This window comes from Candidatus Cryosericum septentrionale (assembly GCF_003570995.1).
GTDB lineage: Bacteria > Caldisericota > Caldisericia > Cryosericales > Cryosericaceae > Cryosericum > Cryosericum septentrionale.
Genome location: NZ_QXIY01000030.1, coordinates 21,409 through 34,913 on the forward strand (window position 1 = coordinate 21,409; position 13,505 = coordinate 34,913).

A 13,505-nucleotide genomic window follows, 5' to 3' on the forward strand; every position below is an offset into this window, starting at 1 on the left:
TGTCTGTCGATCGGTCCCCCGGGTGCGGTCACCGTGCACACACAACGACGAGTACGCCTGGAACCTAGCTGGGCGTTCCCCCGTTTGAGAAGTACTTGGGAAAGTTCTCAACGAGTTGCTTCAGCTCATCAGGAGTCTTAAAGGGATCTGGCTTTATGAGGCAGTACAGAACATTGGTCTCCTTGACAACCGCTATGTGCCGTAGCCTCTTTGGGTCCATCGACGCCTCGACGAGTTTCCTCAGCTTTGCAATGTCGCCTTCTTCTTCGTAGAGAGTATAGAAACCCTTTGCGTTTGGAAACTCGGCCTTTCCCTTCGTGAGGTCTTTGACCTCCCTGATGGCAGGCCCAAAAAGGTAGTAGAAGTTCCTGATAATGTGCGCATCGGCATGTACCTTGAAGCTGGGCCTGAGCACGATGTACAGCCGATCTCCCCTCTTCACGGGATACGAGAACGGCAGCCAGAAGAGGCTCTGCCGCGCCAGAAGCGTCAAGGTCATCTCGACTTTCTTGATGGACTTCTCGTTCACGTCATAGTCCGCCTTGAAACCGGAATACCCGCCAATCCAGGTATAGAGCTGGTCACGGATTGTGAGGTTGCTCTCGAAACCATGAACATAGTGCTTGATCAGGGCAATATTCAATCGGCGCCCCTGGTAGAACTGCAATACCGCAACTCCTGCAAGAACAACGAGAACCAATATCCAATTGCCGCTTATGTCCTGCATCTTTTCTCCTTGTCAGACCAGATACTTCAAGTACACGTGAAGAAGCTCATCAATGCCCCTCGGAGACTTCCTCAACAATGGAATGTCCTTGACCTCGATTCCCCTTATCTCGGCTTTCATTCTCTTGATAACCCCCTCCTGCTCTTCCATTTTGCCCTTGATCTCCTCGGGGGGGTTGGCCATCGCGAAGAATTTGTTCAGAAAGATAGTCCTCACTCGTATCTTGAATGTGCCGAGTGATTCGATGATTCTCTTCGTTTCAAGCAGGGCAAGGTCCTCTGCCATCGTCACTATGTTGACGTAAGACTGCTCGGAGGAGAACATGTCCCTCAAAGCCCTCAGTTCCTCTCGGTAACTGACCAGTTCCTGCATGATGGGGTCTTCTTTCTCGTTCGAGGAGAGCACGACTCTCTCTCCATCGACTTCGGCCTCGAATTTCCCCTGAACATTTTCGACCATTCCCCGTGTCGAAAGAATCCTCTTGCGCATCTTGACCAGCTGGTCGGTCCACAAGAGAGACACACGAGGCATTGCAAGCACTCGTATCGTCATGCCTGTCGGGGGTGTGTCGAACACCACCGCGTCGTACCCTTTGAGGGCGACAAATTTCTTGATTGCCTCCATTGTGGCGTATTCCTCAATGCCGGGCGAGTTCTTGAGAATGTCGAAATACCCGTCAATGTTCATCGCCGACAGGTACCTGTAGGTATTCTTCATTTTGGCCGAGAGATCATCGAGATATGCTCTGATCATGTCTTCGATATTCACCTCGACTGCGTCAAGGTTGTCACCGACGTGCATGATCCTGTCACCGATTCGGACGGCGAACGCATCGCCAAGGTTGTGTGCCGGGTCGATGGATGCAACAAGCGTTTTCAGACCGCTTTGTGCCAGACCCACGCTCCAGGCCGCTGAAGCGGTCGTCTTGCCGACGCCGCCCTTGCCAAGAAAAAAGTAGGTTTTCAACCGACTCTCCTAGTCGATGTCGAATGTCCCCAACGTCTGGGCAAACACATCATCGAGACCAGCGCTTCTCCTGGTCATAACAGAAATCTCCCGGGACATATGCGGGAGGATTCTCAGGACAACGCCTGTCGGAGGGGACGGTATGCCTGAGAAAACGCCCATCGTAAGAAGGGCAAATATGTTCTCTTCTTCGTCGAGCTGCTTACGGATGAGGAAGGTAGCATCCTCCCTCATCCCTTTGTCAAACGTCTTGAAACTCTTTTTCAACGAATCGAGGAGTCGCCTCATTCAGTTGATACTTATGCCTCTCCTGCCCTGTTCTGCTGCCCCTGATTCCAGCTCCTGAAGAAATTGATCACAAGCATGATATCAAGAATAAGCATGAGAACCACAAATCCGCCCAGTACTACCTGCAGTGCTGCGGCAGTGACCGGGACAATCACGAACAGGAACCAGACTAGAGCGGCAAAGACGGTGACCCAGAGAACGAATGTAGGAATAAGGACTGCTGCAAGCATGCCTTTGCCTACTTTCTGTACCTTCTTGACCCAAGTTGCGGCAGTGAGCATTGCGATGGACGCAAGCAACTGGTTTGCACCTGCAAAACCTGCCCACAGTGCAGTGTACATATTGCCACCCTTTGTAATCAACCACAGACCAAGGACTGCCGCTAAGATCGAAGCAACCCATTTGTCTGCAAGGATTCCATGGAGCCCTTTAGAAACTTTCTTGAGCGGCTCAACAAGTTCCTGGAAGGCATACCTTGCAAGACGATTGGTCGTATCGAGCGTCGTGAGAACAAACGCGGAAGCCCAGAGGCCGCCGAGTGTCTCCCCAAGCTTCACGGGGACTTTAATAACATTGAGCAGCTGTCCAAATGACTTGGTGAAAATGCCGAGTGCTCCGCCGATGCCGATGTCTTTGGAGTTGATAACGGCGGCGCCCACCTGACCGAAATACCCAGCATCAGATTGCATTTTTGCCAGATCAAAACCAGCTGCGGCAATTTTGTCGGCAAAACCCTGGAACACCGTGAACCCAAATGCTCCAATGGAGGTGATGACGATGGTGGAAAGCATGCCCTCCATGAACATGGCACCGTACCCTACAAACAGTCCACTCAGTTCGCTATCAAGCTGCTTGGAAGTCGTGCCTGACCCGACGATGGAGTGGAATCCCGATAGGGCGCCACAGGCAATGACAAGCGGAACAGTGGGCCAGAACGGCGAAGGCTGCCCCGAAATGACTCTGGCTGCGAAACTCGTGTACGCGGGCCAGCTGAATCCACGGAACGCAAACACCGCTGCGATTGAAGAGATGATAATGCCGCCCCACAGGATGTATGAGTTGAGGTAGTCTCTTGGCTGAAGCAGAAACCACACAGGAAGTGCTGCAGCAAGGATAATGTAAATAACCTGGAACACGTAGAGAAGGTTGATGTTGGGGCACTTGATGAACGGCCACAAGAACCCGACCACGATCGAAAGGATCGTAAGGGCGACGCCGATTGCTGACGAAAGCCAGAATGGAAGCTTCGTCTTGTAGAGCAGCTGCCCTTCAACGACTGCTGCAACCATGAATAAGACAGAAGCAGTAAGGATTTCAGGGCTCTTTGAGGCAAGGGCTCCATAGACGCCCATAAATGCGGCGACGATAAGGATCATCGTGAAATAGATATACACCTCGAAGATGTATTTTGATGATTTCCCCATCAACTCGCCCGAGACATGCTGGATGGATTTGCCGTCATAACGAACGGACGCCATCAGGGACAGGTAGTCGTGGATGCTACCGATGAAGAGGTTGCCAAACCACACCCAGAGCAGTGCGGGTAACCATCCCCATACTACTGCGATTGCAGGGCCCACGATTGGACCTGCACCTGCAATGGATGCAAAGTGGTGACCGAAGAGAACGAACTTGTTTGCAGGCACATAGTCGACATCATCACGCAACCTTACGGCGGGTGTTGGTCTCGTGCCATCTGCCCTGACGACATTTCTCTCTAGCGACTTGCCGTACGTAAAGTAGAAAAAGATGTAGAACGCTGCGGCAAACAGGACAATCAATGCGGTCATCTTTCAGTACCTCCTTATAGATTCTTGCTACCTGCGACTCCTCTGCTTCGCAAACTGCGTTTCCTTCTTGCTACGCCCTTTTCGATGTCAACCCGTTACGTCTCCCCTCCTTATGCCGAATATGCCCTCTGTCCTCCTCAACATATCCCTTCTCATTTTTTTCACAATACCCCCCATTGACCACTCCGAATATGCCCACATGGGATACTGCTCCCGCTTGTCCGCCGACCAGGTCCTCCAGGGAGAGGGGGACACTTGCAAATCGACGACAGGATATGGAATAGCGTCCGATACCGTGAGCGTCATCACAGCAGGACACCTTGGTTGATTTTTCAGATCCGTCAACGTATACTTGGCTAGCACCACGCTATGTGTCATGACTCTGCAACAGGAGGTCCTCGTGGAGGAGCGATCGGACAAGCACCTGGAAGGAAAGCACGACGACTTCTCTGCGTGCGCCGAGCCAGTCGATGCCGTAAGATTCGCTGCGCACCAGTGGCAGGAGTTCCTGGAGTCCTCCCCCGACCCGATGTGGATCAAGGATACTCAGGGTCGCTATGTTGCTGTCAATAAAGCCTACCTGCGCGCCGACCCGGGACAGACACAAGACGTTATCGGCAAGACTGATTTCGAGGTTCAATCCCGTGATAAAGCCGAGATGTACCTCGCCGACGATCAGGTCGCCATCCATGACGGCGTGTGCGAGCACGAGTTCAGCGCGGTGGATCAGGAAGGCAACCTGAAGTACTACAATACGAAGAAGACCGCGCTGCATGATGTTGACGGCCTTCTGACCGGTGTCCTCGGCCAGGCTCGTGATGTCACCAGTCAGCGGCGCCTCGAACTCGCGCTCGCTCTGGAAAACCGCCGGTTCCGTCTGTTTCAGCGCATTCTCGAGGCAGCGGCCACAGCCACTTCTGTCGGTTCGTTCCTTGCAGACGTCCTCACTACGGCACATGAACTGTTCGACTACGACCGCGGTGGCGTCTATATGCTGACCCCCGACGGGAAAACGGCACACCTGGTGTCCGCACAGGGAGACTCTCAAGCAGTGCAGGAGCAAGCCACGTCCGTCCCCTCGGACGAAGAACCATTCTCCCGGGTGTACCGGACTGCCGAGCCCTTCTTCAGCAACACCTGGCACAACCTAGGATCTTCGGGCCGTCCTGATGACCAACCCCTGGCACTTGCCGTCGTGCCCCTTGTCAGCCTGGGAAGCGTCGTCGGTTCGCTCAACATGGCATGGCGTGTGCCACCGAAACCCGAGGAGAACTGGGAGGAGGCGCTGGCGACCATCGCCCGCGAAATCACTATCGGTATGGACCGCATCCAGACGATGGCAGCACTGCAGGATAACAGGGCGAACCTGCAAGCGTTCTTCAACTCTGTGCAGGGATTCTTCTTTGTCGTCGGCCGGGACGGCAAGATCCTGGCTGTCGGAGAGCAGGGAGCCCGTCGGCTGGGACGGACACCCACAGAGCTGGGCGGAACGGACATCAACGACCTGCACCCACAGGAAGAGCGCGAGTTGTCGCGCATCATCCTGGGCGACATGATCAATGGCACGAGGACGAGTAGCACACAAACACTTGTGGCCGCAGATGGCACGCAGATCCCCGTCAACACCCTTGTGACGCGTGGCTCCTGGAACGGTAGCCTTGCGCTGTTCACCACCAGTCAGGACATCACCGCATCGCGGAGGGCGGCTGAGGCGCTTGCAGCCGACCGGAGGCGGGCGGACGCCCTCTATCACATCATTGAGGCAGCAGGCAGGGCGCGGTTGATGGAGGAGTTCCTGCCCGCGGCGCTGACCATCGCTCTCGAGGCTACACCATTTGAGGGCGGCGGCATCTACATCATCGACGGGGACCACGCCGCGCTCGCCTGCACGACAGGCCTTGGCAGAGAACTCATCGAACGGGTCCGCTCCCTTCCCATGGACGAACAGCCCTATCGCACCGTCCTCCGCGAAGGAAAACCCACGGCGTTCACCAAACTCGACCAGCTACCACCCGACATTACCCAGCAGTACGGCGTCGTTTCATTGATCTCCATCCCCATCGGGGCAGGCGACACCGTCGTCGGCGCCCTGAACCTCGCCAGCACCCACAGCCATAACGCGGAACTGCAAACCGAACTGCTGATGTCGATCGGCCGCACCATTGGCGAAGCCGTCGTCCGCCTCCGCGCCGACGAATCTGCGCGAGTCAGCCTACAGGAGTTCAAGACGCTGTTCGAGGCCATGCCACATCTTGTGTTCATACTGCAAGAGGACGGAACGATCGCCAGGATCAACACCGCAGCAGCAGAAAGGCTGGGGCGGAAACCAGACGAATTGTGCGGCACATCGGTGCTGGACCTCTGCCCGCCGGACCGACGAGCAGAGACCGCTTGCATTCTGGCCGACATGATCGCGGGCAAGGCCAGCATCTATACCCTCTCCCTCGTGAGCCACGAAGACGAGCTCATCCAGATCGAGACGCGGGTCGTTCGCACTACGTGGGGCGGCAAGCCTGCCATCTTCGGGGTGAGTCGTGAGTTGACATCACATGGGCTGGACGAACAAACCGTGCTGAACGACAAGCTGACCGGCCTGTACAGTGCTTCCGGTTTTTCCGCCATCGCCAGCCAGCAGCTCAAGATGGCACATCGAGGACACATCAACGCGGCGCTGGTCGTCACAGAAATCGTCAGCGGGGCCGATGCGGGACCCCCGGAACCTCATATGCTCGCCGACTTCGCGGGCGTCCTTCGTCAGACATTCCGGGGCTCTGACACCATCGGGCGTATTGGCACGGCTCGATTCGGCGTCCTGGCTATCCAGACAGACAACACTTGCCTTGATCTCCTTGCACAACGCCTGCAGGAATCTGTCGCAACTCTCAATGCCCAGCGGCCGACCGGCAAACCCGAGCTGGTGGCGCACGTCGTGGTCATGCCGGTGGATGCCATGAGACCAGCTCTCCTAGACGACCTCCTGTTTCAGGCCGACGCGCAGTTAAACAGTCCCGACTGACCGAAACCTCTCCTGGACGTTAGCCTTCCGTAGCAGGCCCATGTTTTTGTGGGCCTTGTACTCCACCTGCAGGGTGGCTCAGGTCTTCGGAGAAGTGACGATTACACCCTCGTCTTCGCGTCGTAGCTGACCGCGCATCCCAGCTGCTCGGCGACAAACCGGGCGGACAGCATCGTCCTCCCGTGGAGGATGACCGGCACCACGCGGACGTCAGCCGGGTCGAACCGTCCCCTACTAGTCTCTGCTGTGTACGATGAGCCCAGCTCCCTTGCAGGACTCATACTCGAACTGCAGGGTGGCGTGCGTGACGCCGTACTTGTCGTGCAGCAGTTCCTGGATCTGCTCTCGCACCGGCCCGGTGTCGCAGACCGAGATGTTGTCCACGTTGACGTGCCCCTCGAACATCGTCTCAGTATCGCTGAGCTGCCAGACATGGACATGGTGCAGGTCCTTGACGTGCGGCAGCGCACGGATGTCGGCGTCCAGCCGCGCCAGCTCCAGCCCTTCCGGGGCCCGCTCCATGAGGATGCCACCTGCCTCGCGGACGACCGAGAACGCCTCCTTCAGAACCCAGGCTGCCACCAGAACCGTGACCAGCGGGTCCACCCACGTCACGTGCCACAGCGTGACGACGACACCGCCCACAACAACGCCAACCGACGAGAGCGTGTCCGAAAGCAGGTGCAGGTAGGCACCGCGGATATTGAGGCTTTCACCGGCGGAGCGGTGGAGCAGAAGGACCGACATGAGGTTGGCCACCAGCCCGACCAGGGCAACGGCCAGCATGATGCCGCCCTTGATGGGAACCGGATGCAGGAACCGTTCGTATGCCTCGCGGAACAGGACGAACGCGATGACGACCATGGCCCCGGCGTTGATGCCCGCGGACAGGATCTCGGCGCGGCGATACCCGAACGTGTACTGTTCGTCATGAGCGCGCCGCCCCAGGCGCAGCGTCCACAGCGCCAGGACACCGGCCAGGGTGTCTGTCGCATTGTGGAATGCGTCGGCAAGCAGCGCGAGCGAGCCGGAGACGAGACCGCCGACCACCTCCGAGACAGTGATGACGACGTTCATCAGGATGGAGATAAGCAGGTTGCGCCCAGTGGGCAGCTCGTGGTCGTGGTGGTCACTCATGATGCAGTTCCTTTTCTGCAAGGTGGTCCAGCGCGAACCCGACGATGATGTCGATGTGTTTGTCCGCCAAGGCGTAGAACGTGCGCCGTCCGTCCTTGCGGGAACGGACGACATCGCTGCGGTGCAGGACGGCCAGCTGGTGCGAGACGAGCGTCTGGCTCAGGGCCGTGCGACCACAGATGCCGGCAACGTTGTCCTCACCGTCGCGGAGGGCAAGCAGGATGGACAGCCGGGATTCGTTTGCCAGCAGCTTGTAGAAGGACGTCAATGCGTCAAGTGTCGTGTTGGTTTTCATGATGGCTGTATCATATGATAATACCATCATGTGTCAAGAGGTCCATTCTGTCATTCCCGCGAAGGCGGGGATCCATCCTTGCATCACCGCGTGAGGAGTCCTACCGTTCGTATCCCGTCAGCTCCACGTAAGCGAAGCCGTCCAGTACCTTTTTGTCCAGGAAGCGGGTGCCGTCCAGCTCGACCGGGGTCATGATTTCGCCGTGAATGGTGCACAGGCCCTCCCAGTAGTCTGGCGTGATCAACGACGACAGGTACTGCCCCTTGAGCATCGCCCTCACGTGCGCAGTCATGAAGGGCGTAGGTGCGTCGGGGCTGTCGAAGATCCGTATCTCCCAGTCGACGGGGTACGTGACACCGTTCCGAGCCATGCAGACATCCGACGCCCGCACCTGGAACCGTTCGACGCGCATCGTTTGCCCATGCCGGTATATGTTCCCGGCTCCATACGTCGTGCCCCACCGGTCAAAGTTGAACAGCATGACGTAGAGGTCGTCGGAGTCGAATCGAAGCGAGAACCAGTCCCACTTCATCTTGACCGCGTTGAAGTTGCCCCACTGGTGGTCATGCCACGTCAGCCCGGTGACGGGCAGACTCTCGCCGTTCAGGACGATCGTGCCCTCGGTCTTCATGTTGGGCAGCGTGAAATAGTAGGAGGCATCGCCCGGACTGTTCTGCATCTCCTGGATACCGCCCCCTCCTTGTGCCATGAGGTTCCGGATGGCACAAGAGCAGTGCACCCGCAGACCCCTCAAGCGTGCGTCGATGACGAGACTGTTGCTCTCCTCGTTGAACCCAATCTGGTTGCCGAAGAGCGCAATCACCGTTTGAGCGTCGGAGGTGAAGGGGATGTGCACAGGCAGGACCATACCGGTAGAGGAGAACCTCTGGCCCTCGACGTCGGTGACAGCCGCGTGGACGATCACACTGTCGACCAGCGTTTTCACCCTGAAAAACGTCACTTCGAGTCCAACGGGAGCTTTCCTCTTTGGTGTCGTCAGAACGCTGGTGAAATACCACCACTCGATGCGCGCGCCCCGGTGAGGAAAGTGGTCCCTGCTGGTGAAGTCGACGGGAGGAAGCGGGCGGCGTGACGCGCCCCGGACCATCAGCTCATAAAGTTCGATGGGCAATTGGGTCAGCGCTCCCTTGAGGATTCCCCTGAAGGTCATCTGTAGTCGCCTCTCATGGCCACAGTATCGCCGGATCCTGTGACTCGCTCAAGTGCGACAAGAAATGGCTTCCCGCTGTGGTAGGCTGGTGGCTCCGAGGATGGCTCAAACCATAGCATAGGGAGCGACACTTAGTCGGCGCAAGGCTGCCCTCGGCGGTTGTCTCGCTGACCGAATCCTGCTAAAGTATTCAATGAGTCCCGAAAGGAGCCGTCGAGGAAGGGGCAAGGGGCGTCAATGGGGAACGGAGAGGTCAACTGGACTACGATCCTGACACCGTGGACCAGAGCGACGATGCTGTCGACGCGGACTCCGATACCGAGGAGAATTTATGATCACCTATTCCCATGAATGGTCGTTGCAACTTCTGCGCGTCGGGACTGGTCTGGCAGACGCGCAGTTCCGCAAGGGACAGGAAGAGGCCATCCGCTCCATCGTCGAACAACCTGGTCGGTATCTCGTGGTGCAGAAGACCGGCTGGGGCAAGAGCTTCGTCTACTTCATCGCCACCAGACTACTGCGCGAGGTGCATCAAGGACCTGTCCTGCTGGTCTCTCCCTTGCTCGCGTTGATGCGAAACCAGATAGCCGCCGCTGAACGCATGGGTGTGCGGGCTAAGACGATCAATTCTGACAATCCAGATTCCTGGAATAGTATCGAAGCTGCTGTGCAGCACGACGAGGTGGACATTCTGCTCATCTCACCAGAGCGGCTGGCCAACGAGCACTTTCGCACAGAGATCCTTGCCCACATCGCTGCAAAAATCTCTCTGCTAGTGATTGACGAGGCGCACTGCATCTCGGACTGGGGCCATGACTTCAGGCCACACTACCGTCTGCTGCAGCACACCATCGAGGCTCTGCCTTCCAACATGCGCCTGCTTGCAACGACGGCAACCGCCAACAACCGCGTGATACAGGACCTCCAGACCGTGCTGGGACCCAACCTCAACGTGTCTCGGGGGGAACTGAACAGGCCATCGCTCAAACTTCAGGCCATCCGTCTGGCCAGCCAGGCTGAACGCCTGGCCTGGTTGGCCAAGCAGATACCGACCATGCCTGGCAGCGGCATCATCTATACGCTGACGGTACGGGACGCCGTCCAGGTAGCCGAATGGCTCACACTGCACGGAGTGCATGCAATGGCGTATACTGGCGACAGCGGCAGCGGCCGGCCTGAACTCGAACACACATTGCTGGACAACCGGGTGAAGGCGCTGGTGGCAACCACGGCATTGGGCATGGGCTTTGACAAGCCAGACCTGGGCTTTGTCATTCACTACCAGACCCCGGGGTCGGTCGTGGCCTACTACCAGCAGGTGGGCCGCGCAGGGCGCGCACTGGATGCAGCCTATGGCATTCTGCTGAGTGGCACCGAGGAGAACGACATCAACGAGTACTTTATCAAGACCGCCTTTCCGACACGCGACGAAGTACAACAGATCGTGAGGGCACTGGAACGCAGTCCTCAGGGACTCTCGCTGCCCGGCCTCATGGCCAGTGTCAACGTCGCCAAAGGTCGCATCGAGAAGACCATCGACCTGCTGGCTCTGGAGTCACCCGCACCCATCGTCAAGCAGGGTACCAGGTGGCAGCTGACGACGACCAACCTGAGCGAAACGTTCTGGCAGCGGGCGCAGCGCCTGACCGACCTACGGCACGCTGAACAGGGACAGATGCAGAAATATGTGGATCTGCACACCGGACACATGGCCTTCCTCATCCGTGCCCTTGACGGGGATCCCGGCGATTGTTGTGCTCCTGACCTGCCAGATCTGCCTGCAACTGTCGACCAGCTCCTGGTGCGGGAAGCCGTGGCGTTTCTTCGCCGGACCAGTCTGCCCATCGAGCCCCGCAGACAATGGCCACTGGACAGCATGCCTCTATACGGCCTCAAGGGCAACATTCCCCGCGAGCTCCAGGCAGAACCGGGGAAGGCACTCTGCACATGGGGTGACGCCGGCTGGGGCGATCTGGTGCGCCAAGGCAAATGCCAGGACCACCATGTTGCAGATGATCTGGTCACGGCGTGCGCGTCGATGGTTCAGGAATGGAACCCACAACCTGGGCTCACCTGGGTCACCTGCATACCGTCCCTGCGCGACCCGGCGCTGGTACAGGATGTTGCCGAGCGCCTGGCACACCGGCTGGAACTACCGTTTCGAGCTGTGATTCGCAAGAGCATCGACCGGCCTCCGCAGCAAACAATGCAGAACAGCATGCAGCAAGCCCACAACCTCGATGGATCGTTTGAACTCACGGCGACGTTGCCCGAAGGGCCCGTGCTGCTGGTGGATGACACGGTCGATTCGCGCTGGACCATGACCGTCGCAGCGTGGCTGCTGCGGTCCCATGGCAGTGGCGACGTCTACCCAGTGGCACTCGCATCCATAGGACCCAAAGGATGAGTACAACACTGTCGCCAGACGGCCAAGCGATCCTGCTGCTTACGGCACCCTTGATGGCGGGGCGCATGGAGCTATCGGCCGACCTATTGACGCTGGGTGAGTATGGGTGTCTTGCGGTCTTCCTGCACGAGGTGCAGAGAGGTCCCGGCGATCTTCTCACTGTTGATGCGGATAGCCTGATTAGACAATGCCAGGAAATCGTGGACGGTGACCGCCTGAGACAGCTGCTTGGCCGAGGCTTCCTGCTGAGCCAAGCGGTCGACCGCTGGCAGGCCCGCGCCATCTGGGTTGTCACGAGCGCGGATACGTCATACCCGCAGCGGCTCAAGGAACGGTTGAAGGACAATGCGCCGGCGGTGCTGTATGGCTGCGGAGACGCCACGATCCTGGAGACAGGTGGATTGGCTGTGGTCGGTAGCCGCAACGCGACCCCGGCACTGCAGACGTACACAGAGCACATCGGACAACTGGCAGCTCATGCACAGCAAACAGTTGTATCGGGCGGAGCGCGCGGGATCGACCAGGCGTCCATGCGCGGTGCTCTGGAAGCCGGTGGAACGGCTGTTGGCATGTTTGCAGACAGTCTGGAACAGGCAGCCCTCTACCGCGAGTATCGCTCCCCACTCATGGAGGGCAGGCTGGTCCTCGTGTCGCCCTACGATCCGATGGCCGGGTTCAATGTGGGCAACGCCATGCAGCGCAACAAGCTGATCTACGCTCTGGCCGATGCAGCACTGGTCATCAGTTCCGACTATCAGAAAGGCGGGACGTGGGCCGGTGCGGTGGAACAACTGACGAAGTTGAGGTTGGTGCCGGTGTTTGTCCGCTCATGTGGCGACATCGGAAAAGGAATCCAGGAACTGCAGAACATGGGTGCATTGCCATGGCCGAACCCCAGCAACCCTGCAGAACTGGTTCGCACTCTGAGACTGGAGCAGGATCCAACCACAACCACTCACAACGAGGAAGTGGTGCCCACTCACGCGCATCAATCGATGGCGGAACCACCAATCGCAATGCAGACCAAACCCGCCCCGACAAAGCGTCGTGCCAGACCCGCGAAGCCGGCAGGGATCATTGCCGAGCCGACGCTGTTCGACTCCACGCCGGAGGCGATAACCCCGAAAAAACGTGCGGCGACGGCACACAAGAAAACCGAGGGTAAGACTGACGGAGAAGAGGGAGAGGCTGACCATGCCGATGACTGATAGCAGTAATAAAGGACTGGGGGCACTTCCTGACTTCTGCGGCGACGGCATCGTCTTGTGCACGGCGCCCGACGGTACCATGAAACTTGATGTCCGACTCGAGAAGGAAACCGTCTGGCTGACACAACCATCCATCGCGGAACTGTTCCAGACCACGGTGCCCAATATCAGCATGCACTTGCGCAACATCTACGAAGAAGGTGAGTTGAGCGTTGAAGCAACCCTTAAGGATTTCTTAACGGTTCGCCAGGAAGGCACCCGCCAGGTCAGCCGGAACCTCGAGTATTATAACCTCGACGCCATCATCTCCGTGGGTTACCGCGTGATGTCCCGCGTGGCCACGCAGTTCCGCATCTGGACCACAAACGTGCTGCGCGACCGCCTCATCAAAGGCTACTTAGTCAACGAGCAGCGCCTGCAGGAGCTCAATCAGGCTATCCGCCTGGTTGCCGACCTGGCCAGTCGGCGGGATCTCACGGGATGAGGCGATAGCACTGTTG

12 protein-coding genes are annotated in these 13,505 nt (G+C 58.1%); 4 read left to right on the plus strand and 8 right to left on the minus strand.

Annotation, left to right across the window (positions count from 1 at the left end; all coding sequences use genetic code 11):
- Positions 1-64 precede the first annotated feature (64 nt).
- From SMC1_RS06515 to SMC1_RS06530, 4 genes are read right to left on the minus strand one after another with little or no spacing between them, the layout of a single operon-like run.
- Positions 65-727: a hypothetical protein gene (locus tag SMC1_RS06515; RefSeq protein WP_119085971.1), complete on the minus strand. Its 663-nt coding sequence runs from the start codon at positions 725-727 to the stop codon at positions 65-67.
- Positions 728-739: 12 nt separating this feature from the next.
- A complete protein-coding gene (locus SMC1_RS06520; protein ID WP_119085972.1) occupies positions 740-1,693 on the minus strand; it encodes an ArsA family ATPase in 954 nt (317 codons plus the stop codon).
- Between the two features lie 9 nt (positions 1,694-1,702).
- A complete protein-coding gene (locus SMC1_RS06525) occupies positions 1,703-1,981 on the minus strand; it encodes a hypothetical protein (RefSeq protein WP_119085973.1) in 279 nt (92 codons plus the stop codon).
- 11 nt (positions 1,982-1,992) lie between these two features.
- Positions 1,993-3,771 carry a carbon starvation protein A gene (locus SMC1_RS06530; RefSeq protein ID WP_119085974.1) on the minus strand — a complete coding sequence of 593 codons (1,779 nt, stop codon included), beginning with the start codon at positions 3,769-3,771 and terminating at the stop codon, positions 1,993-1,995.
- A gap of 400 nt (positions 3,772-4,171) precedes the next feature.
- On the opposite strand from SMC1_RS06530, the gene SMC1_RS06540 reads away from it, so the two are divergent.
- A complete protein-coding gene (locus SMC1_RS06540) occupies positions 4,172-6,787 on the plus strand; it encodes a PAS domain S-box protein (RefSeq protein ID WP_207799339.1) in 2,616 nt (871 codons plus the stop codon).
- Between the two features lie 101 nt (positions 6,788-6,888).
- On the opposite strand, the gene SMC1_RS06545 is transcribed toward SMC1_RS06540, so the two are convergent.
- The 4 genes from SMC1_RS06545 to SMC1_RS06560 all read right to left on the minus strand — a co-directional run bounded on the left by SMC1_RS06545 (position 6,889) and on the right by SMC1_RS06560 (position 9,390).
- Positions 6,889-7,068 carry a stalk domain-containing protein gene (locus SMC1_RS06545; protein ID WP_119085977.1) on the minus strand — a complete coding sequence of 60 codons (180 nt, stop codon included), beginning with the start codon at positions 7,066-7,068 and terminating at the stop codon, positions 6,889-6,891.
- On the minus strand, positions 7,022-7,924 hold the full coding sequence (locus tag SMC1_RS06550; RefSeq protein ID WP_165849283.1) for a cation diffusion facilitator family transporter: 903 nt from the start codon (positions 7,922-7,924) through the stop codon (positions 7,022-7,024). Before SMC1_RS06550 ends, SMC1_RS06545 begins: the two co-directional genes overlap by 47 nt.
- Positions 7,917-8,219 (minus strand): ArsR/SmtB family transcription factor, encoded by a 303-nt coding sequence (locus tag SMC1_RS06555; protein WP_165849284.1) that lies wholly within the window; start codon positions 8,217-8,219, stop codon positions 7,917-7,919. Before SMC1_RS06555 ends, SMC1_RS06550 begins: the two co-directional genes overlap by 8 nt.
- 100 nt (positions 8,220-8,319) lie before the next feature.
- A complete protein-coding gene (locus tag SMC1_RS06560) occupies positions 8,320-9,390 on the minus strand; it encodes a lipocalin-like domain-containing protein (protein WP_119085980.1) in 1,071 nt (356 codons plus the stop codon).
- A 334-nt stretch (positions 9,391-9,724) separates the two neighbouring features.
- On the opposite strand from SMC1_RS06560, the gene SMC1_RS06565 reads away from it, so the two are divergent.
- From SMC1_RS06565 to SMC1_RS06575, 3 genes are read left to right on the plus strand one after another with little or no spacing between them, the layout of a single operon-like run.
- Entirely contained in the window at positions 9,725-11,797 is a 2,073-nt protein-coding gene (locus SMC1_RS06565) for a RecQ family ATP-dependent DNA helicase (protein ID WP_119086088.1), read from the plus strand.
- Complete coding sequence (locus SMC1_RS06570) at positions 11,794-13,005, plus strand: DNA-processing protein DprA (RefSeq protein ID WP_119085981.1); 1,212 nt, start codon at positions 11,794-11,796, stop codon at positions 13,003-13,005. Before SMC1_RS06565 ends, SMC1_RS06570 begins: the two co-directional genes overlap by 4 nt.
- Positions 12,992-13,489 (plus strand): virulence RhuM family protein, encoded by a 498-nt coding sequence (locus SMC1_RS06575; protein ID WP_207799341.1) that lies wholly within the window; start codon positions 12,992-12,994, stop codon positions 13,487-13,489. The genes SMC1_RS06570 and SMC1_RS06575 overlap by 14 nt, the downstream gene beginning before the upstream one ends.
- Positions 13,490-13,505: the final 16 nt, after the last annotated feature.

What these genes read in the sequence shown, in the direction of transcription:
- SMC1_RS06525 (WP_119085973.1), bottom strand. Translation starts at nt 1,981, where the DNA reads ATGAGGCGACTCCTCGATTCGTTGAAAAAGAGTTTCAAGACGTTTGAC.
- SMC1_RS06515 (WP_119085971.1), bottom strand. Translation starts at nt 727, where the DNA reads ATGCAGGACATAAGCGGCAATTGGATATTGGTTCTCGTTGTTCTTGCA.
- SMC1_RS06550 (WP_165849283.1), bottom strand. Translation starts at nt 7,924, where the DNA reads ATGAGTGACCACCACGACCACGAGCTGCCCACTGGGCGCAACCTGCTT.
- SMC1_RS06575 (WP_207799341.1), top strand. Translation starts at nt 12,992, where the DNA reads ATGCCGATGACTGATAGCAGTAATAAAGGACTGGGGGCACTTCCTGAC.
- SMC1_RS06560 (WP_119085980.1), bottom strand. Translation starts at nt 9,390, where the DNA reads ATGACCTTCAGGGGAATCCTCAAGGGAGCGCTGACCCAATTGCCCATC.
- SMC1_RS06545 (WP_119085977.1), bottom strand. Translation starts at nt 7,068, where the DNA reads ATGAGTCCTGCAAGGGAGCTGGGCTCATCGTACACAGCAGAGACTAGT.
- SMC1_RS06530 (WP_119085974.1), bottom strand. Translation starts at nt 3,771, where the DNA reads ATGACCGCATTGATTGTCCTGTTTGCCGCAGCGTTCTACATCTTTTTC.
- SMC1_RS06555 (WP_165849284.1), bottom strand. Translation starts at nt 8,219, where the DNA reads ATGAAAACCAACACGACACTTGACGCATTGACGTCCTTCTACAAGCTG.
- SMC1_RS06570 (WP_119085981.1), top strand. Translation starts at nt 11,794, where the DNA reads ATGAGTACAACACTGTCGCCAGACGGCCAAGCGATCCTGCTGCTTACG.